Genomic DNA, 20842 nt, shown 5'->3' with positions numbered 1-20842 from the left:
GAAAAAACCGCCCCAGTTCAGCAGAGCGGCCACCCTTACTATTGTTATATCTTAGAGGCTTCAAAATAAATTCGGAAAGATCTGAACACTGCTCACCAAAGCACTTCCACTACCCATGCAAAATCCGGTGATCAGCCCTCCCTCATTAAGGATTTATCCTTGTGACAACGGCTCATTGTCCGAGAATAGATCCGGGTTATCTCTCAATATCTCCGTCAGCACCTCGGTTGTTCTGGCAGCATCACATACGCTGGCGACCGCATCGCCAAAGCTTCCTTTGTGCATCGCACCTTCTTGAACCAGCACCTCATCCACCTTCCAGAAATGCTCTGACCAAGATAATCCGCAATGTCTGCGGGAAGGCACCGAAATTTTAGTTCCATCTGGCAAAACGGTGTACAACATCTCATGCTCATCGGTCATTCTGCCTGGAATGTCCACCCACTCTTCGATACCATGGATAAACGTATTTCGTTTCAAGTCCACGCCCACGAGCAAAATGGTCGCTTTACGATCAAGCAACTTCCCCCATGCCGAGCCCCGCGCACATGGCGTATCGAAGAGATGATCGTCCTGTGTGAACGCCCGTGCGTCCTTACCTAATGCTGCAACAGAATGTGTAGGGTGCCAAGAACGAACCACGTTAGGACGTTTGCGGAACAACTCTGGTAGAATCCCCACACAACAGGAAGACGTTTCCACGTGGAACAATGGATTGCTTTTGTTAATGGTAGACCATGTATGCGTAGGCAAAACGAGCAATCCATCCTTCATATATTCACTCAGCGCATCCAGCACAGTATCAGCGCCACCTTCCACCTCTCCCATACTTTTCATTGAAGAGTGAACGAGCAGTGTTCCCTGTTTATCAATACCGAGTTGTCCTAGCTGTTTCAACAAACTTTCTTTCGTATGCATATCCTTCCTCCTTCATTAAGGTATAACTCTCATGGTTACCCAACTAATTATGCTTGTTGCGCACCTCTCATCATTTTGAAGATTGTTTGGTCTACACATACTTGAGCCAGATCTATAGGCGTTGTTCCATCTCGATCCTTAGCATATAGATCCACACCATATTCTAATAACACTTTGATAGCATCGGCATTTTCTGCACTTACAGCTCTATGTAACGCCGTTTGCTTACAATCGTTTCTACTTTCTTGATCAGCACCGTTATTTAAAAGAAATCGCATCGCGACCACATTATTATAATCAGCAAAATTATGGAGCGGCGGAAATGGCTTTCCCTCTTGATTCACATCACCGCCTGACCTTAAAATGCCTTCTAACAGATATTCATCAGTACAATGGCGTGCAATAGTGAATCCCTTTTTACCCACCTCTTTTTGATAAACTTCTGGAAAATCAGACTGAATATAATTCACAATATCTTGTGAATATTGAAAAGCAATTTCAAGAGGTGTCCGCGTAAGTGCACGTTTACCTACAGTTGCCCCTTTCTCAGCTAACAGCCGAAATGCCTCTATATTATTGTGCCTACTACAAAACTGCAATGAAGTACCACGATTCTTAAGCACTTTATCTAGATGGGACTTCTTGGCATTAGCTGCTAAGGTTCTGATTCCTTCCATGTCGTTCATGTAACATGCGAATACTAACGTGTCTTTCACTTTCTCCGCCTTTAACGATTGTTGCAGGACTTCCTTTCGATCTTCTTCTACAGGTTTCAAACCATATCTCTGATACATAGTTAACTCCAAAGCATCCATGTCATAAATTTCAGGATTCATGTCATTCACTAATCCATACTCCATCAAGATGCCCTTGCTCACCTTAATACAGAGAACACCCTTTCCTTGCATAATGTCCGTATTCTTGTTGATGTACTTATCAAATAAATGGATCGTCATATCTCCGTCATACGAGAAATACTGATCTTCTATCATGCGATAGTACCCACTCGTAAATGCATTTTGAGTACCTAAAATTAAATATGTATATGTTTTCTCACTTAATATTGGGTCATTAACTATCGCATTGACTAACTCCTGTATATCCTCCATCGAAAATAACTCTCCGTTCCGATTGTATTGTGCCTTTTTCACGAATCATTCCAAGTAAACTACCTTCTAGGAACTATTATAGCGAACTCATCCTAGTGCTCTTAGCCGTAGGGGAATAAAAATTAACTAGATTTCTCAACATAACACTAAACCAATCCTAAGCCACCTACTAAACGAAGTCATAGCATGATAAAGAGCCGAGGCTAACCCCCGGCTCCAATATAGTTGATCGATTATAAATTCATAATTTTATAAATACCACATTATTTAATAACAACATAATCCAGGTTAACGAGCTTCGCGTACGTGATGATCTGGTCTGTTGTCAGGTTCAAGGATACAACTGTATGGTGACCGCCACCATTTTCAATCCATGCCTTCACTCCGTCTTGGAAGTTAGGCTTCACGTTCCAAAGCACACGCGCTACTGGCAAATTAGGTGCTGGAACCGTTGGCTCGAATGCAGACACTTCGTTGATCAGCAATTTGTAGTGGGTACCGAAGTCAGCCATCGATACCACAACGCCTTCGCCTGCTTTACCGTCGAATACAAGACGTGCTGGATCTTCACGATCGCCAATTCCCAGTGGTGATACGATAATTCTTGGCTTCGTGCTAGCAAGTGTCGGATCAACTTCAAGCATGTGAGATTGCAGGATTGCTTCTTGACCTGCAGCCATCTCGTATGTGTAATCCTCCATGAAACCTGTGTTTTCATTGTGAGCCATGATTTTCAGCAAACGGTCAAGTGCTGCTGTTTTCCAGTCACCTTCACCAGCGAATCCATAACCTTGTGCCATCAGACGTTGTACCGCCAGACCTGGAAGCTGCTTCATACCATGCAGATCTTCAAAGTTCGTTGTGAAGGCACTATATCCACCTTCGTCCAGGAAACGTTTGATCGCAATTTCGTAGCTTGCTTGCACACGCACACTTGCTTCCCATGCTTCCTTGCTGTTCGTGCCGTAGTCGAATTCATACAGTTCTGCATATTGAGCGATAAGATCATCGATCTCTTGCTCGGTTACAGCATTCACATACTGAACGAGATCACCGATACCGAAGTAGTCCACTGTCCATCCGAACTGGATCTGTGCTTCAACTTTATCGCCTTCAGTTACACCCACGTTGCGCATGTTGTCACCGAAGCGAGCAACTTTGAGGTTATACCCTTCGTTATACGCTACCGCTACGTCCATCCAATCGGCAACTTGTTGCTGTACTTCTGGGCGCTCCCAGTAGCCAACAACGATTTTATTTTGTTTTCTCAGACGCGCATTGATGAAGCCATATTCACGGTCACCGTGTGCCGCTTGGTTCAAGTTCATGAAGTCCATGTCGATCGTAGCCCATGGAATGCTCTCATTGAATTGAGTTGCCAAGTGAAGCAGCGGCTTTTGCAGTAATTTTGTACCACGAATCCACATTTTTGCTGGAGAGAAGGTATGCATCCATGTGATCACACCGGCTACTTCGTCACGGTAGTTCACTTCTTTCATAATGCTCGTAATTTTATCTGCGCTTACAGCCAGATCCTGCAATACGAGTGGGTACGGGAGCACGCCGCTTGCGTTAAGTGCATCCGTAATTTTCTGTGCATTCGCTTTAACTTCACCCAGTGCTTCTTCTCCGTACAGGTGCTGTGAACCTACGACAAACCAGAATTCTTTCGCTGCTGTTGCTGACATGTAATCATCCTCATTTCATTTTTATAGTTGAACATATGGGTTTACACTTGCCACTCCGATGTCAGAACAACCTTCCTATCGCTGTTATCCCCAGATTTTTTGATTCCCTTCTCCAAAGGGGAAAATCCGGGGATAAAGGCGAAGCATATCCTTCCGAAGTAGCTTTCTTATAAAAGCTTTTAGCTCCGCTTCTTCAGGTTATTTCTGCCCTCTCCGTTATCGTGTAAAAAGTATAGTTGAACACAAGTCATTCCCACAATAAACCACTTGGAAGTTAGAACACACTTCCAATCACCCTTATAACCACATTACTTCTGACCGTAGTACGCATCCTTGCCGTGTTTCCGCAGATAGTGTTTATCCAGAATGCCCTGTGGCAGTTCCTTCGCAAAATTGTTCAGCTGGCGCGCGTACAGGTTCATTTTGCAGACCTCCTCTAGCACTACGCTGTTTACAACAGCTGACTTCGCGTCTTTGCCCCATGTGAACGGTGCATGACCATGCAGCAGGACAGCCGGAATTGCCATAACATCCAGTCCGCGTTGTTCAAATGTCTCAATAATAACGCGTCCGGTCTCCGCTTCGTATCCACGATCAATCTCATCCTGGTTCAGGAAACGTGCACAGGGTACAGCTCCGTAGAACGTATCGGCGTGCGTTGTTCCCATAACGGGTACGTCCAGACCCGCCTGCGCCCAGATGGTTGCCCATGTGGAGTGCGTGTGTACGATACCGCCAATTTCCTTGTAATGCTTATATAGAACGGCATGGGTTGCGGTATCCGAGGAAGGTCTCATCTCCCCTTCAACTACGTTACCGTCGAGATCGACGACAACCATGTCGCTGGCTTTCATTTTTTCATAATCGACTCCACTTGGTTTAATGACAAACAGACCGCTTTCCCGATCAACCGCGCTGACGTTACCCCAAGTGAATTTCACCAACCCGTGCTTTGGCAGTTCCAGATTGGCCTGAAATACCTCTTCCTTCAGTTGCTCTAGCATGTTATTCCCTCCCGTTCTCTAACAGTGCGTGTTCAAAAAGTCGGTTTTCAGTACCGAGAAGATGGGATGAAGCTAGAAATGGAGTAGCAGAGCGTAGATAGAGCTACGTGAGCAACTACATTGTTTCTGGAAGAAACAAGCTTCGTAAGCATCCACTTATTTCGGCTGAATCCCATATTCGATGTTGATGATGCTACTAGGCATCCTTCGTAATCAAAAGCGGTCTTTTTGAACGTTCTCTACCAGATGCGCTACAGCTGCGTGCTCAATCTCGAGTCCACTCCGGTAGCGTTCGATAAATGCTTCGAATCCCTTCACATCGGCTGCCTCCGGTGCCACCTCGACACCTTCTACATCCTTGAACACCTTCTGCTCTAGGAAAATATCCAATGTCTCCTGCTCACCTTGGTTGATCAGATACGAAGCGAGCAATGCCATCCCCCATGCGCCGCCTTCGCCAGCTGTGGACATGACGGATACTGGAACGTTCATCGCTGCGGCTACAATTCGCTGTCCCACCACAGGCGTTTTGAACAGACCGCCATGTGCCAAAATGCTATCAATGGCTACCTGCTCCTTCTCGGTCAGAATATCCATACCGATCTTGAGTGCGCCAAAGGCACTGAACAGATGCGTACGCATGAAGTTCGCCAGGTTGAACTTGCTCTCTGGGGAACGGACAAACAACGGACGACCATGCTCCAGACCTGTAATATTTTCACCCGAGTAGTAACCGTAGCTGAGCAATCCGCCGCCATCTGGATCAGCCTCTAGTGCCTTGTTGAACAACACGCTGAACAGTTTGCCGGAATCCACCTCGATACCCATTGCCTCAGCGAATTCACGGAACAGTCCGATCCACGCATTAATGTCACTGGAACAGTTGTTGGCGTGCACCATGCCGACCGGGCTACCATCTGGGGTAGTTACCATGTCGATCTCGGGATACACACTGGACAATTCCTTCTCAAGTACGATCATCGCGAATACGGATGTGCCGACCGAGATGTTCCCTGTACGTTTCCGCACACTGTTCGTCGCCACCATACCCGTACCTGCATCACCCTCTGGCGCGCAGAGCGGAATTCCCGAAACCAAATCCCCTGAAGGATCAAGTAGCTTCGCTCCCGCTTCATTTAACGCACCTGCATGTTCACCTGCCAGATGTACCTTAGGAAGCAAGTCTTCCACTTTCCACGGATACCCTTTGCCAGCGATATGTTCGTTGAACTGGTTCACCATGGATGGATGATAACTATGCGTAGCTTCGTCGATTGGGAACATCCCCGATGCATCACCAATACCAATCGCTTTATTACCTGTCAGTAACCAGTGAATGTAACCAGCCAGCGTAGTCATGTAATCGATCTGAGGCACATGCTCTTCTTGATTCAAAATAGCCTGGTACAGGTGGGCAATACTCCAGCGCTCTGGAATATTGAACTGCAACAGGTTGGTTAATTCCCGTGCCGCCGCTCCAGTGGTGGAGTTCCGCCATGTCCGGAACGGTACCAGCAGTTCTCCTGCTTTATCTAGAGCAATGTATCCATGCATCATCGCTGAGAATCCGATCGAACCAATCGTTGTTAGCGTAATGCCGTACTTCTGCTGCACATCCTCTTTCATCTCGCGATAAGCCGTCTGTAGACCTGTGATGATGTCCTCTTGGTTGTACGTCCAATATCCATCTTTCAGGAGATTCTCCCACTCATAACTGCCTGACGCAATCGTTTCAAAACGTTCATCGATCAGCACCGCTTTAATCCGTGTTGATCCAAGTTCAATACCAAGTGAGGTTGCTCCCTTGGCAATGGCTTCTTTCATATCCAGATGACTCATATTCCGCGTATCCCCTCTCTGGTCGCCATTTACGTGCGAAGGATCGTATCTATTAGATGTTGTTCCAAAAGTTGAAAATCACCCTTTGTGAACTCACACGATTAAGAAGCATCTTAGAAAAAATGCTGCTTCACTTACGTTAATGGCTTAATCCACGCTATGCTTCATATCCAAGCATCCCGATTCACACGATTCCTCTCCATCAGGGAGTAGTGTCATGCCCTCTTTTGCTAAGAATGCGCTTTCCTAATCTGACAGCCTTAGTATATTTTTTGTACGTACATTTGTCAATTATATATTATAGTTATACCTACAATAACCACATATTGATCTGTATTTTGCGATAATAGTGTCTTATTGACGGATAAACCGGTTATGCTGTAAGGTACACATCAATTGAAAATAGCATGAAATGTACGCAACATTGCGAAAAATGTACAGCTTCATTCTCATCTAAATCAAATCATGCTAGAATATGTACGTACAACTATTTGAACTCTACACGTTAATATAGATAAGTCATGACGAAAGAAGTGGAATATGTGAAGCCTAAATACCAAGTCATTATTGATGATATAAAGAGCCATATCCTCTCGGGAGCGTACAGCATAGGGGAACAGATTCCGACAGAGTCGGCTTTGCAAGACAGTTACAATGTAAGCCGCCAGACAGTGCGGAAGGCCATTCTGGAATTGTCTAACGAAGGATTTTTGCGGAGTGAAAAAGGTTCGGGAACGTATGTAAGCAATCAGTATCGATCACGTTCGGGTGGTAACACATCGAAGAAAACGATTGGTGTCATTACGACATATATCTCAGACTACATCTTTCCATCCATTATCCGTGGCATAGAGAGTCGTCTGAATGAGGACAACTATTCGTTGTTGCTCGCCAGCACCAACAATGATGTCGCACAGGAGAAAAAAGCACTTGAAATGATGCTCTCCTACGGCGTCGATGGTCTGATCGTCGAACCAACCAAGAGTAATCTATACAACCCGAACATCGCGTATTACCTGTCTTTCAAAGAGCAGGATGTGCCCTTTACGATGATTAATGCGTTCTATGAAGAACTGGAGGTGCCTTTCTTCTGTCTGGATGATGTGCAGTCTAGCTATCTCGCTACCCGGGAGATGATCGCGAAAGGTCATACCCAGATTGGCATTATTGCGAAGATGGATGATTTACAGGGCAAATACCGGATGAAGGGATACATCAAAGCGCTGGGTGAAGCAAAATTACGTTTCCATCCCGAGCAGGTGCTTTCGTTTGATACAGCATCCAAACCTGAGTTGTCCTCCAGTGTGACTGCCTATCTGAACGAAAACAGGGATGCACTCACTGCGATTGTCTGCTACAACGACGAAGTGGGGCTTGAAGTGGTGAACGCCTGCCGGCAACTGGGCATCTCCATCCCGCACGAGTTATCCATCATCGGTCAGGACAATTCATACATTGCCAAGAACGCTAATATCCGGCTCACCACGTTAACCCATCCCCAAGAGCAAATGGGACGTGATGCAGCGGATTGGGTGATTAAGAAGCTGCAAGGCAAAAAGGATCTGCCAACAAATACCTACTATCAACCCGTATTGGTAGAAGGGGAGACGGTGAGGGAGATTGAGGTGGAGTAGTGTAAATCTAAAAGGATTTCTGAGATTATATGCTTCACGCAATAAGCTAGTGGAGGCGAATCCTATCCTTCCTTTACACTAAAGTAGTACAGGTTATATGGGACTGAATCTCCCCCATTTTATATGTAAGATCGAAACCGCTCGGCAGGTAATCCAACTTGCCCTGCGGTTTTTTTGATTCCCAGCAGCTGGGTTATGAAATTAATTAACATCCATATTTTTCATTGACACCCTCTCTAGAAAAACGATATATTTATTGACGTTGATAATCATTATCATAATTAGAAAACGTTTTATTATGTTCTTATTCGAATTTCCACTCTTTAATCTTCCATGTTTAGCTACATACGCCGGAGATTCAGCACCATCCAATACATTCAAGGGTTCAGGAAGGGGAAACACATGAACACGAAGAAAAAGCTATCGATCGGAACACTCCTTATCTCACTTATGCTGATCATGGTATTAGCCGCGTGCGGGAATAAGCCAGAAGAACCTGCAGCTACGCCTGCTGCAAGTGACACCACAGCAACTGAAACAGAGACAGCGACACCAGCCGCTGAAGATGACAATGCAGGCTATCCAATTACGATCAAACATGCATTGGGCGAAACAGTTCTAGAGAAAAAGCCTGAGCGTGTAGCTACTGTACAATGGGCGAACCATGACGTTGTTCTTGCACTTGGACAAGTTCCTGTGGGCTTCTCTGCTGCAAACTTCGGTGTACAAGATGACAGCGGACTTCTGCCTTGGACGGCCAAGAAGCTCGAAGAGCTTGGCGTAACTGATCCAAACGTATTCATGGATACAGACGGACTGGACTTTGAAGCTATTTCTGACTCTAACCCTGACGTGATCCTTGCTGCATATTCCGGCATTACACAAGAAGACTATGATCTCCTAAGTGAAATCGCTCCGGTAGTCGCTTATCCAACAGCTCCATGGGCAACAACATGGCGTGAACAGGTTAGCCTGAATGCTGAAGGTATGGGTATGAAAGCAGAAGGCGAACAACTGATTAAAGATACAGAAGAAATGATTAATGAGAAGCTCAGCGCATACCCACAGATCAAAGACAAAAAAGTGGTATGGGTTAACTTCTCCGCTGAAGACATGTCCAAATTACACATCTATACACCTGTAGATTCCCGTGTTGCTTTCTTGAAGGAGCTGGGACTGGTTATTCCAGATAGCATCACTAGCCAAATTACCGATCCTAACAGCTACTCTCTGAGCCTAAGTGCAGAGAATGCAGAAGCTCTGAACGATGCGGATATCCTCGTTGGTTACGGAAATGCTGAGTTGTTGAAAGCTATTCAAGCTGATCCACTTCTAGGCAAAATCCCTGCTGTTCAAAGAGGTTCTGTTGCATTTATTGAAGCAGATACACCTCTGGTTGCTGCAGGTACACCAAACCCACTGTCCATTTCCTATACCATTGATGATTACCTGAAACTCATTGGCGCAGCGATCGACAAGGTCAATGAATAATACATCCGTTTCGAATGATAACCAAATACGAGCACATATGCCCAGGAACTTCATCCTGGTTTTGAGCATTTGCGTAATTCTGCTCGGTGCAACTCTAATTGCCTCACTGGTCTTCGGCTCTCGACCAGTGAGGTTTCATGAGTTAATCGACGGATTATTTCACCCGGAAGTAGACTCCTATGGAGCAAATATTGTGCGCAAGCGGATTTCGCGAACAGTCTTCAGTTTGTTATGCGGTGCCGCTCTTGGCATTTCAGGAGCACTGATGCAATCCGTAACTCGGAACCCCCTCGCTGACCCGAGCATATTAGGCGTCAATACAGGGGCTTCCTTGTTTGTGGTTTTTGGTATCGCGTTCCTGAACATCAGCAGTGCTAATCAGTATATCTGGCTAGCACTCGCCGGGGCTGCAATCACTGCTGTGTTCGTATTCGGTATTGGCTCAATGGGGCGTGGCGGAGCCACGCCCATTAAGCTTGTTTTGGCCGGAGCGGCTATCAGTGCCGCACTTTCTTCCCTCGTCACTGCCATTATGATTCCACGATCCTATGTCATGGATCAATTTAGGTTCTGGCAAGTCGGAAGCGTGGGTTCCGCTACTTGGAGTGGAATCAGTACATTCATTCCGTTCCTTATTGTAGGTGTGATCATTGCATTACTTACGGCTCCTGCACTCAATGCACTGGCGCTAGGCGACGATGTTGCAACAGGACTCGGCGTTCGAACCGGAACGCTGCGCTTCATTGCCGCACTTGCAGGGGTTCTATTGTGCGGAGCAGCGACAGCTCTTGCGGGTCCGATTGGCTTCATCGGCTTGTTATCTACACATGTCATTCGCCTGATTCTGGGGCCTGATTTACGATTTGTCATACCGATGTCGGCCGTTGCCGGAGCTATTATTTTGACGATATCCGACGTTGGTGGCAGGCTCATCAGCAACCCTGGGGAGCTTGAGGTGGGTGTCGTTACAGCGTTTATTGGCGCTCCAATACTAATCATCCTAGCGATGCGATCGAAAGTGCGATCCTTATGAGAGATCAATCCATTGAATTTATTATGGCGGGCAGACGTCACAGACGTCGCCGCTGGATACTCGTCACTAGTCTTCTTGCTGCACTAGCCTGTGTATTATGCTGCGCTATGCTTTTACTTGGGAATACCATTTATCCGGTAAAAGATGTTATCGCCTCCCTCTCGGGGGAGAAAATCAAAGGTGTTACGTTTGCTGTAAATACGATCCGTTTACCACGGATGCTAACAGGTCTCTTTGCTGGATTTGCATTCGGTATTGCAGGGCATACCTTTCAGACCATGCTACGCAATCCGCTAGCGAACCCTAATGTGATCGGCATAACGTCTGGTTCAAGTGCGGCGGCAGTTTTTTGTATCGTTGTGCTTCATGCGAGTGGGGCAGTCGTTTCCTTAGCTTCTGTAATTGCAGGTCTGGCTACTGTACTATTCATTTATGTACTCTCTAGAGGAAAAGTATTCTCCATCGGACGCTTAATTCTAATCGGAATTGGTATCCAGGCGATGCTTGATGCGGTCATATCTTATCTACTTCTAGTTAGCTCTGAGAAAGATATTCCGGCCGCGATTCGCTGGCTTACAGGCAGCCTCAACGGTTCTCAGATGAGTGCACTGCCGCCTCTGGTGATTACAGTACTCATCTGTTCACCGATTATCATTCTATTAGGTAAACATTTAAGTATCCTGGAGCTTGGTGAACAGTCCGCGTTCTCACTCGGCGTGGATACAGACAGAACTAGGATCGCTCTAATCGTGAGTTCTGTTTGCATGGTTGCTATTGCTACAGCAACGACAGGTCCGATCGCCTTTGTCTCCTTCCTTGCGGGACCAATCGCGAAAAGGCTCGTTGGTGCGGGTGCGTTGAACAGCATTCCTGCAGGTCTGGTTGGCATTAATCTCGTTCTAGGCGCAGATCTGATCGGGCAGTTTGCTTTTGAGTACAGATTCCCCGTAGGCGTCATTACTGGACTAGTCGGAGCACCGTATCTGATCTTCCTGTTAATGCGAATGAATCGAAAGGGGGAATTATAATGAAACCAACACATGTGTTCGAAGCCAAACAACTTGTTGCTGGATATGACAACAAAACGATCATTCATGGCGTCGATCTGGTTATTCCCAGCAATAAAATCAGCGTGATTATCGGTTCGAATGGTTGCGGCAAATCCACGCTCCTGAAGACAATGGCTCGGCTCATTAAGCCGACATCTGGCAGTATTACGCTGGATGGCAAAGCCATCGGTAAGATTCCGCCCAAGCAATTGGCTCGTGTAATCGGTCTTCTCCCGCAGTCTCCCATTGTTCCAGAAGGTATTTCCGTAGCCGATCTCGTTGGTCGAGGCAGATTTCCACACCAAACCTTGTTTAGTGGTTGGACGAAAAAGGATTACGAGGCGGTTGCCGAAGCAATGACCCTTATGAATATTACTGAGTTCGCCAATCATAACATCGACGAGCTCTCCGGCGGTCAACGTCAGCGTGTCTGGATCGCCATGGCATTAGCGCAGCAGACCGACATTCTGTTTCTGGATGAACCGACGACGTTCTTGGATATTACCTATCAAGTGGAGATTCTGGATCTGCTTACTGAACTAAATCGCACACACGGAACAACGATTGTTATGGTACTTCATGACATCAACTTATCTGCACGTTATGCAGACTATATCTTTGCACTCCACACTGGAAAGCTTGTCGCTGAAGGCACGCCTTCTGAAGTTATTACAAGCGGACAGGTCAAGAATATTTTTGGACTGGATTGCACGGTTATTGAAGATCCGATCTCGCGATCTCCCTTAGTTGTACCGAAGGGAAGATATCACGTTCATGGTGCTCATTAGGCTGGTTGCTCTATAAATATGAGACTGACTTCAATGGTTACAAGGATGAAAAAAAGGGTTACTGAAACAACGGGGATGTCCCATAAGTCATCATTATGACGAGGACATCCCCTTTAACTTTATTTGGATTTAAAGAACCTGACACATGCTATTCGCTTCCATTTTATCGAATCGGATATCTAACGAATCACAGCGGCATTATTTTGTCGATCCACTCCATATTTTGGGTTTTGGCGCCGTTTTATGAAGGAATAGAATTACTGAGGTTCGTTAAATTTTGCATACGAAGATAATCCGCTTATTAAGATGCGTTAGGTTGGTTAGCACGTAGAGCGAAGATGAATTCCTTTTTGGACAGTTCATTCTTTCTTTTTTGGTATATGGAATGAAGCTAGCTCTAGCTCTAGCTCAATCTCATCTATTCGCTTTGCTGCTTATCCTGATAGATCTTCATGACAGATGCATACAGAAATATTGGGATTAATACCGCCATATATTTCACTGATCCTTCAATACTCGTAAACCATATTATAGTCACAACTGTCAGGACATACATGATGGCTAGAAGGAGTTTAAAAGATTTCATGCCCCATATCCCCCCATTCCTATAAGTTACGTTATGTTCACCTATACGACTCGGCTATACTCTTCCAATGATCAGTAGTGTACTTATTCCTATACAAAAAAAGAGGCTATACAAGCTTAACGCCGTATATACCTCTTCTCTATCCATTTTACACTATTTAACCAAAAATGGTAACCTAATCTTATATTGGAACATGATCTACGTTAATGTAAGAACAATCTGTTCGCCTGAACGGGTGATTTTATAGATACCCTCCTGCATGTCGATTCCGTAATGCTTCTTCAGCAGGTACTTGGCATTGAGATCGGTCTCGACGACTACCAGATAATCATAGTTGCTCAGCAGGTTGTCCATGTTATCCTCATAGAACAACACGATGCCGTCGACATGTGGTGCATACAAGAAGTATTTGCCGACATACTGCATGTAATAATTCGTAACCTGCTGATCCCGATCAGAGCCGTAGAAGAGATACCGCTGTGTATCTTCTTGACCACCTGCGTACCACCGATCCCCTGTCACGGCATGAATTTTATAGGGAAGTGTCGTATCATAGCTATTCGCAATGGAAGCCATACCGTTGTATTCTGACAACAGAATGGTGCCTGCAAGTGCCATACATGCAATGATTCCTTTTTGATAATGTCCCTTCGACTGAACCGATCTGAACGCCTTGTAGTCTGGTACTTCACCGATCCGATAGTGAAACGAACGCTCAATGTCAACGGCAGCACAGAGCACTAATCCGCCCGCAAAGAGCACAACAATACTGGAAGCATAACGTTCAAATCCAGCCAATCTCACTGCTTCATCCACCGGCATGGAGAAGAGATAGAGCGCCAGTATCCCTGCATAGTACAGCAGCAACACAACATTCAGGGCAATCAGCACTTTCCACAGGTTCCATTTCTTCTTCAGCACCACGTACGCCACAATGGAAGCTGCAATGGCCACAAGCTGAAAGAGCACAATACCGATCACGGGTCTAGTCGTAATATCTATACTTGATTTCAGGAAGAGCGTCAGAATCTCCCACTTCTGCTCTGCCGTTTTGCCCGCTTTGAGCGCCGAACCTGCACCCTCGAACTTGTTATCTATCCCTTGGAACACCGTTGCCATACGCCAGCTCCAGCCGAAATACGGCAACAATGCACCACCAATCGTGCCAAGCACACCCAGACCGATTTTCCAGTTCGAGCGTTGCTTATTTCTCAGCCAAGTGTATACCAGGAAGATCAGGCCAATGGCTGCAAAGATGATTCCCGTACTCTTGATCACCGTCAGCACACCCGCCAGTGGAAGAACAATGATGCACGCCCGCTTGAGATCATGACGATACTGATAGATCGCTGCCAGAATGGCAAGTGCATAAATCGGAAGCATGAAATCCACCAGCAAATTGGTGATCCGAATCGTCAGGTTGAAGAAAGACAATGTCGATAAGCCGAAACCAAGAAAGGCATACAGCAGGAACCTCTTTTTCTCTGACACAACACCAAACATCGCATAGAAACAAGAAAAGATCAGCAGCGCCTGTGCCAGCAACATCGTGGACTGCGCATGTCCCATGAACCGGCAGACGTAATAGATAAACGACGATGTTCCGAGCGGATAGTTTTTGAAATCGATCAGGTCGGAATCCGGCGTCGGGAACGCGTTGGTACTGAGCATCTGCTTCAATACAATCGCCCAGTGCGAGAAATTATCGTAGTGTGTTAATTCATTTTGGAACAGAATCAGCAAAAAAATAAACGTCCCGCCTAGAAAGCTAAGCTGAAATAACGAGAACATGAATTGTGGCTTTGCCCCGAGCCGTACAGCTTGCGCCAACGTATCTCTGAACAGCAACAAACCTATAATCAAAACCACAATACTTCCTATAAAAAGTTGACCTACGAGGCCAATCAAAAACACGATACAGGCTATTGCGGAGAACACAAAAATCGGGATGAACTCCCAGCGTAGTGAAAGTACCTTCCGAACAAACTGCATATAACCAACAAAGGAGATTATCAACAAAACTCCCATCACAAATTGAAGCAAACTGAGCATCTCTATCTCTCCTAACCCTCTCGGATGAAACTCTCGGATTGTGGGGGAGTCAAATCATTCAACAATTGATTAATAAGGCCGCGCTCCACGATGTCATCGATATTCTCAACGGAGAGAAGCACCTCACGATGATTGGCAGTTGTATTGCCGGTATGTTTCAGAATCACTTCAATATTGCTTTTGGTCATAAACGTAACGATGGTTCCAGCGGAAATATGGCCATGTAGACCCGTCGCCGAGAAGAAACGATAGTTGAAGCTACGCAGGATACAGCCTGCATTATTTGTAAAAGTGACCGGAAGCTCCATCGAAAGGCGCGGCAGTTTTCGCTGATCCGAACGCTGCTGAACAACCCGCTTTTTCACATTACGTAGCATATCGTCATACGCCGTATCCCAGAGGTTCATCTGCTCTGGCAGCGAGTGTTTACGATCATAAATAATCTGCATATACTCTCGGTTGTCTGTCTCGTCAATCGGTTGTACCGTTGCCGAATAACGCCAGCCCGCTCCATCCTGTTTCACATATACGATGACCGCATCAAGATTCGCCTCATACCGCTCGCTTTTTACAACGAGAGAAATCGTTTCTTTTTCGGGCAAATAGATCGGATAGGGTACATAGAAGGCAATACCTTGCTCGGATACATCGACGGTCTTGGCCTCATACTGCAAATTTCTCGCTTTGTAACGGATGGTCACATTTTCCTGTGCCCGAATTCGTTCTGTCTCCCGATACGCACGTCGGCCAATCATGAAGAATAAGGCATAGCATAGCGCAATCATGTTATGGACTAACCAGAAGATAATGATGCTACTGAAAAATAGGGCAATACCATACTTTCCGCTTGCATAACGTATGATAGCGGCAATGGATAACAGGAGCAGGAAAATATGCGGAAGCGCATATAACAGAGTAGACATCCACTTGCGACCGTTAGACCTGCTTTTGTTCGTAACCTTGAACTTCTTCTCCCGAATTCCTAACGTTTCAAGGATTACCGGCCATATGAGGTAGGGCATAAATATCGTATCGATAACCTGACTCCAGCGTTGATTTCGTATGTTACTAGACAGGTAACGCATGGACAGACTATAGAAGAAATACGACGGGAGCCAGAATATTAGAATCTGCCAGAAGGTTGTATTGACGATCTGGAAATCAAATAACGCAAACAAAATCGGTGACAAGATAAAAATTAATCGGTTAAAGAACGACCACCAGTATAAGAAACTGCTCACATAGGTCACTCTCGTCCAGAATGGAAGCTTCTCGGAAAAGGGAGCACGGGTATTCTGCAAGCTCTGAATAATGCCCCTAGCCCAACGAATCCGTTGCTTAATCATGCTCGGAACCGTTGTTGTTGTCTGCCCGGCAGCCTGAACCTCTTGCGTCGCATAGGTGATATACCCTTCTTGCTGCAAGCGGATGCTTGTCTCGAAGTCCTCCGTGATCGTATTCAGCGGGAAACCACCGATGTCTACCATGCCTTGTCTGGAAATAATCGTGTTACTTCCGGTATACGCTACTGCATTGGAAGCATTACGCAGAATGTTGACCTCTCGTGAGAAGAAGTCCTGTTCATTCGGAATCCCTTGCTCCGCGTACAGATTGAATTGGAATAGATCTGGATTATAGAAGCTCTGTGGTGTCTGCACCAGTCCAAGCTTAAACTTCTCATCCATTTCATCCTCTCGGCGAAGACGCCACTCCTCCCCCTCTTTGATGAATGTTGAGAGTAGGAAATAAGGAACGGTTTTCATTAGAAAAGTATGTTGTGGAATCATATCCGCATCAAAGGTAGCAATGAGTGGAGATGTCGTTTTGCTTAGTGCATTATTCAAGTTACCGGACTTGGCGTCTTTATTTCCAGGAAAGCCTAAATATCCGATACCAAATTGATTGGCAAGCTCCTCCACCTCAGGTCTTGCACCATCATCACATAAATAGATATGAACCTTCTGCTTATCCGGATAATCCATGAATGTACAGGCATTCACCGTCTTATACAACAGATCGACTGGCTCATTATGGGTCGCAATAAATACGTCTACATGTGGATAGTAATCTGGCGGAACAATGGGAAAATCAAGCTGTGTACGCTTCTTTTGCATTTTTTGAAAGAACAATTCAAAGGTTGTAAGTACAGTTACTGTTTCCGCTACAATGAGCAGCATGCCGAAAATGACATTTAGCACGCCCTCGCCCCACGGCAGTGTAAAGAACATACGCCATAGTAAGTAGATCGTCATTAAGATCATGGTGATGACAAAAAAGATGTTTTGCCGTTTCTCGTTTTGCACTACAACTGCTTCCTCCTTGCTGCAAATACCCATCTACGCTGCAACTGAAAGCTAAGCAGGAACAACAAGGCATCACAGACAAATTTCGCTATCTTCTCATCTATGTAGAAAATAGTATGGAATACATATACACCTGTACTAGAAAGCAAAATGACTAATCCGCACAGCGATAAATACCGCCATAGACTGCCTTGGCTGTCCTCTTTGCGAAATACAAAATGTCTATTTAATACATAATTAACCGCAATCGATATAATTCTCGCAATGACTGTAGCTAGTAGAATTCTTAAATAGTGTTGCTCTCCTAATATAGACCTTAAGAAGTCAATCAAAAACCAAGCAATACCCAAATCCACGACGGAACTGGCTACTGACGATGAAATAAAGCGGAAAAAGTTAGAGAATAACACGCCCATCACCCGAGCGCTATCCTGAACAGCTTTGAAATGTGTACCTGCATTTCCATTCTCATAGATGACTTGAATCGGCATCGTATGAATCGGTATACCGGACTGGATGCAGGAAATTAGCATCTGCAGCTCATATTCGAAGCGAGAGCCACGAACCTCCTGCATAAATGCAAGTAACCCGGGGCCGAAGGCGCGGAGCCCGGTCTGGGTATCTGACAGCTTCTTACCATATAACATTGCAAAAATGAACGAAGTCATCCGGTTGCCCAGCAATGACTTCGGTGGGATTCCTCCCTCGCTGAAGTTCCTTACGCCAAGAACTAGCGCATCAGGATGGCGTCTAGCCTCCACAGCAAGACGGTATACATCCTCTGCAGCATGCTGTCCATCCGAATCAGCTGTGACTACAAAGGCAGAGGGATCACAGTTTTGGCTAATGTATTGAAAACCAGTCTTCAGTGCATCACCTTTACCTTGATTCTTCGAATGGCGAAGTAGGACACAACCGTTATCATGCAGTTCCTCGAAGATTGACTGGTATGCTTCACCAGATCCATCGTCCACAATAACAATATTAGTCAAGCCATATTCTCGCAATTGCTTCACATAGAGCGGAAGTCTCTCATCTGGCTCAAGCGATGGAATAAGGATGATCGTTTCGCCATGTTGTGCACCTTTCATCATCCTACATAAGCTCCAATTCGACAAATTTTCACAAAATTCTTTCTTGGAATATTGAGAGTATAACACCGAAAAGGTTGGCAGTAAACGAATAAATCACAACCTTTTTGGTAAAAATTTTGGCTGATTTTACATATAAAAACGACTCGTTTTTAAGACGGTTAGAAGCGTGTAAACTGCCCATCATCTTAGCTATTATTGGGGTAAATTTCTTCTATTCTATTCATCGGCAAAAGCCCCTCCAAATTACAGAGAGGCTTTCTTACTAGATTCAATCTGAACTTAGTTTAGAGTACATATGAATATCCTTAAACGCACCTTCTACTCTCTCATACTGTCGAAGTGTTCCTTCACAGATGAAGCCCAGCTTCTCCAAAAGCTTGATTGAATTCACATTATCTGGATCTACCTTAGCTTCGATGCGATTCATCTTCAAGATAGAGTACCCATGCTCTAACATGGCACGGATTGATTCTGAGGAGAATCCTCTTCCCCAGTGTGATTGAGCGAGGTCATAACCAATCTCTGCTCTATAATGATCATAATCCAAGGAGTTAAAACTGAAAGACATTGATCAATTGCTCCAGTGGGTCAGTCTTACATGTAAAGAATCTGCCAAACCTTCTGGCAACGTTCTGAACTTAATATCTTCACCCAAGAACAACAACCAATTGAGCATTTCGGAAAGATCTTCTGCATGGTCACCATTGACGTGTGTTTTTACAATCGCTCTTGATTGAAAAGGGTCAATATAGGAAATAGAGACTTGTAGAGGATGATATTTTTTAAACTGTTCTATTGCCTTAGATCCAAGCTCAAGGACAATGTTAAATGCTTCTTCTTCCTTCCGCAGCTTCTCTTGGATCTTCTTACGACTCAACCTCTTATTCACGGAGTATGGTTCTACATCGGTAAGATAATCGACGGAGAAAAGGCGTCGTTTCTCTTCTCTTAAATCAAAGCCTTCAATTAACCAAACGCTTTTCTCACGATAGAGGTGCATGAGATAGATTGGATAAGACTTAATGACCTCCCCTTCTCTAATCGTGATCCATAAGTAACTGTCCAACAGAAGAATCTGAATCAGTTTCTCCAATATAGGGTGAGGAAGGTCTGATAACTCCAGTAGATCTGTATTATTGGGGTTGGTTCCTTCGAACAGTAAGATTCGATTAAGGAGAATAAGGTCATCCTGATGGCTTTGTGAGATAAGTCCTAACAATTTCTCAGCCAGAGACTGTCGACTCTTCAGGTAAGGAAGCTGCTGGTTACGTGTTGCCATGAAGGCAATAAAAAGAGCCTTAATCTCCGTATCCGTAAAACGAACCGGTGGCAAGACAGAATTGCTCATGACGAAATAGCCACCATCTCTACCCACTTCAGCGACGAGCGGCATTCCCATGGCTTCGATCTCTCTGATGTCCCGAATAGCTGTTGAACGGGAAATACCGAATTCCCGCATGATTTCGGAAATGGTGAAGGAGGCTCGGTTATTGATGTACCGCATAATGAGGTTAATCCGTTCAACTTTTTTCATCACGGCCTCCTAAACAGTTTCATTTTTTGACATGATTAAAAGTTATTATAAACTCATCAAGCGAAAGAAACACTATTAAGAAAATACCTCTAAAAAAAGGACGGATGAAAAATGGGAAAGTACACTCTTGAGCAAAAAGAAAGCTTTACCGTATTAGGAATGGGAACGGACTTGAAAAGCCACTATACCGATTATGCTGGAATTAACAAGGAAAAACTGGACTTCTGGCATGCGGTTCAAGAAGATGGAAGGCTGAATGCGCTCAAAGCGGTAGCCAAGAATGATTACATTTTTGCTGTGAACGAAGCTGTAAACCACAAAATGATGCATTATGCTGGTGTGCTAACGGATGAAACTCTACCTGATGCTACCCGTGTCATTCAGTTCCCTAAGGGAGATTACCTAGTTATCCAAGGAGAAGCGGAGACAGCAGATGCTCTGAGTAATACGCTTACGGGTATCGCTTTTGGTCAAATCCTGCCGGAAGCTAAAGACTTTGCTTATGTTGGCGGGCCGAATGCAACGGTTGAGATGGGCACACGCAATGGCTCCGTTTACGGCGAAATGTGGATTCCGGTCGTTAAGAAATAATTGGGAAATTGGAGGTGTGCTCATGTCATATACGGTAGATTTTAAACAAGTATCCACGATTGGTTTAGAGTCCTCATTTTTTGTGATTAAAGGGGAATATTAACACGTTATTTTCTGCATAAAATAGAA

The 20842-nt window shown here is 45.1% G+C and carries 17 protein-coding genes; 6 read left to right on the top strand and 11 right to left on the bottom strand.

Annotated elements, in window-relative coordinates:
- Positions 1-153 precede the first annotated feature (153 nt).
- From MH215_RS13995 to MH215_RS13975, 5 genes are all read right to left on the bottom strand, one after another.
- Complete coding sequence (locus MH215_RS13995; RefSeq protein WP_239290940.1) at positions 154-918, bottom strand: AAC(3) family N-acetyltransferase; 765 nt, start codon at positions 916-918, stop codon at positions 154-156.
- A gap of 47 nt (positions 919-965) precedes the next feature.
- Positions 966-2027, bottom strand: coding sequence for an ankyrin repeat domain-containing protein (locus tag MH215_RS13990; RefSeq protein WP_239290938.1), 1062 nt, complete (start codon positions 2025-2027; stop codon positions 966-968).
- A 263-nt stretch (positions 2028-2290) separates the two neighbouring features.
- A complete protein-coding gene (gene araA / locus MH215_RS13985; RefSeq protein ID WP_239290936.1) occupies positions 2291-3715 on the bottom strand; it encodes an L-arabinose isomerase in 1425 nt (474 codons plus the stop codon).
- A gap of 308 nt (positions 3716-4023) precedes the next feature.
- On the bottom strand, positions 4024-4719 hold the full coding sequence (locus MH215_RS13980) for an L-ribulose-5-phosphate 4-epimerase (RefSeq protein ID WP_239290934.1): 696 nt from the start codon (positions 4717-4719) through the stop codon (positions 4024-4026).
- A 213-nt stretch (positions 4720-4932) separates the two neighbouring features.
- Positions 4933-6558 (bottom strand): xylulokinase, encoded by a 1626-nt coding sequence (locus MH215_RS13975; protein WP_239290932.1) that lies wholly within the window; start codon positions 6556-6558, stop codon positions 4933-4935.
- Between the two features lie 542 nt (positions 6559-7100).
- Here MH215_RS13975 and MH215_RS13970 point away from each other — a divergent pair.
- The 5 genes from MH215_RS13970 (at position 7101) to MH215_RS13950 (ending at position 12553) form a co-directional block, all read left to right on the top strand.
- On the top strand, positions 7101-8192 hold the full coding sequence (locus MH215_RS13970) for a GntR family transcriptional regulator (protein WP_239290930.1): 1092 nt from the start codon (positions 7101-7103) through the stop codon (positions 8190-8192).
- 402 nt (positions 8193-8594) lie between these two features.
- Positions 8595-9683 (top strand): iron-siderophore ABC transporter substrate-binding protein, encoded by a 1089-nt coding sequence (locus MH215_RS13965; RefSeq protein ID WP_239290928.1) that lies wholly within the window; start codon positions 8595-8597, stop codon positions 9681-9683.
- Positions 9676-10716: a FecCD family ABC transporter permease gene (locus tag MH215_RS13960; RefSeq protein WP_239290926.1), complete on the top strand. Its 1041-nt coding sequence runs from the start codon at positions 9676-9678 to the stop codon at positions 10714-10716. The genes MH215_RS13965 and MH215_RS13960 overlap by 8 nt, the downstream gene beginning before the upstream one ends.
- Positions 10713-11744, top strand: a complete 1032-nt coding sequence (locus MH215_RS13955) for a FecCD family ABC transporter permease (RefSeq protein ID WP_239290924.1) — start codon at positions 10713-10715, stop codon at positions 11742-11744. Before MH215_RS13960 ends, MH215_RS13955 begins: the two co-directional genes overlap by 4 nt.
- The gene (locus MH215_RS13950) at positions 11744-12553 is read left to right on the top strand and encodes an ABC transporter ATP-binding protein (protein WP_239290923.1); all 810 of its coding nucleotides are present in this window, start codon (positions 11744-11746) and stop codon (positions 12551-12553) included. Before MH215_RS13955 ends, MH215_RS13950 begins: the two co-directional genes overlap by 1 nt.
- A 418-nt stretch (positions 12554-12971) precedes the next feature.
- Here MH215_RS13950 and MH215_RS13945 read toward each other — a convergent pair whose 3' ends face one another.
- From MH215_RS13945 to MH215_RS13920, 6 genes are all read right to left on the bottom strand, one after another.
- Positions 12972-13139, bottom strand: a complete 168-nt coding sequence (locus MH215_RS13945; protein WP_239290922.1) for a hypothetical protein — start codon at positions 13137-13139, stop codon at positions 12972-12974.
- A gap of 198 nt (positions 13140-13337) precedes the next feature.
- Positions 13338-15191, bottom strand: coding sequence for a hypothetical protein (locus tag MH215_RS13940; protein ID WP_239290921.1), 1854 nt, complete (start codon positions 15189-15191; stop codon positions 13338-13340).
- An 11-nt stretch (positions 15192-15202) separates the two neighbouring features.
- Positions 15203-17494, bottom strand: a complete 2292-nt coding sequence (locus tag MH215_RS13935; protein WP_239290920.1) for a glycosyltransferase family 2 protein — start codon at positions 17492-17494, stop codon at positions 15203-15205.
- Entirely contained in the window at positions 17494-18588 is a 1095-nt protein-coding gene (locus MH215_RS13930; protein ID WP_239290919.1) for a bifunctional glycosyltransferase family 2/GtrA family protein, read from the bottom strand. The genes MH215_RS13935 and MH215_RS13930 overlap by 1 nt, the downstream gene beginning before the upstream one ends.
- A 268-nt stretch (positions 18589-18856) precedes the next feature.
- Positions 18857-19156, bottom strand: coding sequence for a GNAT family N-acetyltransferase (locus tag MH215_RS13925; RefSeq protein WP_239290918.1), 300 nt, complete (start codon positions 19154-19156; stop codon positions 18857-18859).
- Positions 19157-19159: 3 nt separating this feature from the next.
- Complete coding sequence (locus MH215_RS13920) at positions 19160-20122, bottom strand: helix-turn-helix transcriptional regulator (RefSeq protein ID WP_239290917.1); 963 nt, start codon at positions 20120-20122, stop codon at positions 19160-19162.
- A 111-nt stretch (positions 20123-20233) separates the two neighbouring features.
- On the opposite strand from MH215_RS13920, the gene MH215_RS13915 reads away from it, so the two are divergent.
- Entirely contained in the window at positions 20234-20713 is a 480-nt protein-coding gene (locus tag MH215_RS13915) for a GyrI-like domain-containing protein (RefSeq protein ID WP_239290916.1), read from the top strand.
- The last annotated feature ends 129 nt before the right edge of the window (positions 20714-20842 follow it).

It is taken from the genome of Paenibacillus sp. ACRSA (genome assembly GCF_022346845.1).
GTDB lineage: Bacteria > Bacillota > Bacilli > Paenibacillales > Paenibacillaceae > Paenibacillus.
The sequence above is the reverse complement of the archived record's forward strand: the minus strand, read 5'-3'. Positions and strand labels throughout refer to the sequence as shown.

Coding starts and splice junctions, on each gene's coding strand:
- MH215_RS13990 (WP_239290938.1), bottom strand. CDS start 2,027: ATGGAGGATATACAGGAGTTAGTCAATGCGATAGTTAATGACCCAATA.
- MH215_RS13955 (WP_239290924.1), top strand. CDS start 10,713: ATGAGAGATCAATCCATTGAATTTATTATGGCGGGCAGACGTCACAGA.
- araA (WP_239290936.1), bottom strand. CDS start 3,715: ATGTCAGCAACAGCAGCGAAAGAATTCTGGTTTGTCGTAGGTTCACAG.
- MH215_RS13920 (WP_239290917.1), bottom strand. CDS start 20,122: ATGAAAAAAGTTGAACGGATTAACCTCATTATGCGGTACATCAATAAC.
- MH215_RS13975 (WP_239290932.1), bottom strand. CDS start 6,558: ATGAGTCATCTGGATATGAAAGAAGCCATTGCCAAGGGAGCAACCTCA.
- MH215_RS13995 (WP_239290940.1), bottom strand. CDS start 918: ATGCATACGAAAGAAAGTTTGTTGAAACAGCTAGGACAACTCGGTATT.
- MH215_RS13915 (WP_239290916.1), top strand. CDS start 20,234: ATGGGAAAGTACACTCTTGAGCAAAAAGAAAGCTTTACCGTATTAGGA.
- MH215_RS13950 (WP_239290923.1), top strand. CDS start 11,744: ATGAAACCAACACATGTGTTCGAAGCCAAACAACTTGTTGCTGGATAT.
- MH215_RS13960 (WP_239290926.1), top strand. CDS start 9,676: ATGAATAATACATCCGTTTCGAATGATAACCAAATACGAGCACATATG.
- MH215_RS13930 (WP_239290919.1), bottom strand. CDS start 18,588: ATGATGAAAGGTGCACAACATGGCGAAACGATCATCCTTATTCCATCG.
- MH215_RS13925 (WP_239290918.1), bottom strand. CDS start 19,156: ATGTCTTTCAGTTTTAACTCCTTGGATTATGATCATTATAGAGCAGAG.
- MH215_RS13965 (WP_239290928.1), top strand. CDS start 8,595: ATGAACACGAAGAAAAAGCTATCGATCGGAACACTCCTTATCTCACTT.
- MH215_RS13980 (WP_239290934.1), bottom strand. CDS start 4,719: ATGCTAGAGCAACTGAAGGAAGAGGTATTTCAGGCCAATCTGGAACTG.
- MH215_RS13945 (WP_239290922.1), bottom strand. CDS start 13,139: ATGAAATCTTTTAAACTCCTTCTAGCCATCATGTATGTCCTGACAGTT.
- MH215_RS13940 (WP_239290921.1), bottom strand. CDS start 15,191: ATGCTCAGTTTGCTTCAATTTGTGATGGGAGTTTTGTTGATAATCTCC.